This window comes from Pseudomonadota bacterium, from assembly GCA_038533575.1.
GTDB lineage: Bacteria > Pseudomonadota > Alphaproteobacteria > Rhodobacterales > Rhodobacteraceae > Shimia_B.
Map to the genome: position 1 here is coordinate 1 of JBCAYL010000010.1, position 2,663 is coordinate 2,663.

At 60.5% G+C, this 2,663-nt stretch carries 1 protein-coding gene; it reads left to right on the plus strand.

Annotated elements, in window-relative coordinates; genetic code table 11:
* Positions 1-671: 671 nt before the first annotated feature.
* Positions 672-2,663, plus strand: a 1,992-nt coding sequence (locus AAFM92_16690) for a reverse transcriptase family protein (GenBank protein MEL7302018.1), incomplete at its 3' end; no start/stop codon positions are given.

A 2,663-nucleotide genomic window follows, 5' to 3' on the forward strand; every position in this document is an offset into this window, starting at 1 on the left:
GGACACTCTCCTTTGCTGGAGTTGCTCCGGGTGAGAGGCGGAGGGCCGGGGTTGGCTTTTTGGTAGCCCCCAGACTCTCTGCCTGTACGTTGGAGTTTACCCCGGTGGACGAAAGGGTTGCTTCCCTACGCCTTCGGGTCGGGGAACGGGTCCTGACTGTTGTCTGCGCTTATGCGCCGAACAGCAGCTCAGAGTACCCACCCTTTTTGGAGTCCTTGGGAAGGGTGCTTGATAGCGCCCCGAAAGGGGACTCCATTGTCTTACTGGGGGACTTCAATGCTCACGTGGGCAATGACAGCGTGACCTGGAGAGGCGTGATTGGGAGGAACGGCCTGCCCGATCTGAACCCGAGCGGTGTTCAGTTATTGGACTTCTGTGCTAGTCACAGTTTGGCCATAACGAACACCATGTTCGAACATAAGGAGGTCCATCGGTGCACATGGCACCAGGACAGCCTAGGTCGTAGGTCAATGATCGACTTTGTAGTCGTATCATCTGACCTGCGGCCGTATGTTCTGGACACTCGGGTGAAGAGAGGAGCAGAGCTGTCAACTGATCACCACCTGGTTGTGAGTTGGATCAGATGGCGGGGGAAGCTGCCGCGCAGACCTGGTAGACCCAAACGGGTAGTGAGGGTCTGCTGGGAACGCCTGGCGGAGGAACCTGTCCGGATGATCTTCAACTCGCACCTCCGGAAGAGCTTCGACTGTGTCCCGGGGGTGGAGGAGGACATTGAGTCCGAATGGGCCTTGTTCCGATCCGCCATTGTTGAGGCGGCTGTTGCGAGCTGCGGCCGTAAGGTTGCCGGTGCCAGTCGAGGCGGCAATCCCCGAACCCGCTGGTGGACACCAGGGGTGAGGGATGCCGTCAAGCTGAAGAAGGAGGCCTACAGGGCATGGTTGGTCTGTGGGTCTCTGGAAGCAGCTGACGGGTACCGGCGGGCCAAGCGGTCTGCGGCCAAGGCAGTCGCTGAGGCAAAAACTCGGGCGTGGGAGGAGTTCGGGGAGGCCATGGAGGAAGACTATCGGTCGGCTCCGAGGAGGTTCTGGCAAACCGTCCGGCGCCTCAGGGGGGGGAGGCGGCAACTCGCACACACTGTTTACAGTGGGGGTGGGGAGCTGCTGACCTCAACTGAGGATATAGTCGGGCGGTGGAAGGAATACTTTGAGGAGCTCCTCAATCCCACCGGCACGTATTCCGGGAAGGAAACAGAGCCGGAGATCTCGGGGTTGGATCGTCCAATCTCCGGGGCAGAAGTTGCCGAGGTAGTGAAAAAGCTACGCGGCAGCGGAGCCCCGGGGGTGGATGAGGTCCGCCCTGGGTATCTCAAGGCTCTGGATGTTGTGGGGCTGTCTTGGCTGACACGTCTCTACAACATTGCGTGGACATCGGGGGCGGTGCCCTTGGAGTGGCAGACCGGGGTGGTGGTCCCCATCTTTAAGAAAGGGGACCAGAGGGTGTGTTCCAACTATAGGGGGATCACACTCCTCAGCCTCCCTGGTAAGGTCTACGCCAGGGTACTGGAGAGGAGGGTCCGGCCGATGGTTGAACCTCGGATCGAGGAGGAGCAATGTGGTTTTCGTCCTGGCCGTGGAACCGTGGACCAGCTCTATACCCTCGCGGGGGTGCTGGAGGGGGCGTGGGAGTATGCCCAACCAGTCCACATGTGTTTTGTGGATTTGGAGAAGGCTTACGACCGGGTCCCCCGGGACATCCTGTGGGGGGTGCTCCGGGAGTATGGGGTGGATGGCTCCTTGTTAAGGGCCATCCAGTCGCTGTACCGAAGGAGTGCGAGTCTGGTTCGCGTAGCCGGCAGTAAGTCGGACCTGTTCCCGGTGGGGGTTGGACTCCGCCAGGGCTGCCCTTTGTCACCGGTTCTGTTCATAGTTTTTATGGACAGAATTTCTAGGCGCAGCCGGGTGGGGGAGGGTATCGGGTTCGGTGGCGGGAGGATCTCGTCTCTGCTTTTTGCGGATGATGTGGTCCTCTTGGCCTCATCGAACAGCGACCTTCAGCTCTCACTGGGGCGGTTCGCAGCCGAGTGTGAAGCGGCTGGGATGAGGATCAGCACCTCCAAGTCCGAGGCCATGGTTCTCGGCCGGAAACGGGTGGAGTGCCTACTCCGGGTCGGGGAGGAGGTCCTGCCTCAAGTGGAGGAGTTCAAGTATCTCGGGATCTTGTTCACGAGTGAGGGTAGAATGGAGCGGGAGATTGACAGGCGGATTGGGGCGGCGTCTGCAGTGATGCGGTCGCTCAACCGATCCGTTGTGGTGAAGAGAGAGCTGAGCCGAAAGGCGAAGCTCTCGATTTACCGGTCGATCTACGCTCCAACCCTCACCTATGGTCATGAGCTTTGGGTAATGACCGAAAGAATGAGATCGCGGATACAAGCGGCCGAAATGAGTTTCCTTCGCAGGGTGGCTGGGCTCAGCCTTAGAGATAGGGTGAGGAGCTCGGTCATCCGGGAGGGACTCAGAGTAGAGCCGCTACTCCTCCGCGTCGAGAGGAGCCAGTTGAGGTGGTTCGGGCATCTGGTCAGGATGCCCCCCGGGCGCCTCCCTGGGGAGGTGTTTCGGGCACGTCCATCCGGGAGGAGGCCCCGGGGCCGACCCAGGACACGCTGGAGGGATTATATCTCCCGGCTGGCCTGGGAACGCCTCGGG